Annotated in this window: 1 pseudogene; it reads right to left on the bottom strand. The window is 65.8% G+C overall.

Annotated elements, in window-relative coordinates:
* Positions 1–477, bottom strand: a pseudogene (locus EOA60_RS36850) (hypothetical protein); the annotation flags it as partial.

Genomic DNA, 477 nt, shown 5'->3' with positions numbered 1-477 from the left:
GGATAGGGCCTTGGCCGGGCAAGCCGCTGGACCCAGCGGAAGGCGTCGCGGCTAAGGCGCGAGCGCATCTTGTCCCGCGAATTGACCCTGAGCAGCATGTTGCCGGTGATCAGCAATTTGGCGAGCCGTATCGACAGATCGGGCTTGATGCGGTTGGCAAGGGCGATCGCGCGCGGCTCGTCGAACAGCCGCCCGGTCACATTGAGCACGGTCGCCAGCTCGAGTTCGATGCCGGTCATACGCGCGGCTTCGAGAAGGCGCGCTTCGGCTTCCGGCGATTGCAGAGCGCGCACACCTTGCAGCACGTCGATACAGAGCTGCAGCCGGTGGAATTTGTGGCCTCCGGCGGCATGAACGATGGCGATGGTGAGCAGCGACGCCGGCGTGTCGGCCTCGCCGCCGTCAATGATCTGCAACTCGCGGAAGCCGAGCGACAGGCGCCGCCGCATGCCGGTGTCATGCACCAGATTGCCGTGC

The sequence above is a fragment of the Mesorhizobium sp. M1A.F.Ca.IN.020.06.1.1 genome, assembly GCF_004023265.1.
Taxonomy (GTDB): Bacteria; Pseudomonadota; Alphaproteobacteria; order Rhizobiales; family Rhizobiaceae; genus Mesorhizobium.
The sequence above is the reverse complement of the archived record's forward strand: the minus strand, read 5'-3'. Positions and strand labels throughout refer to the sequence as shown.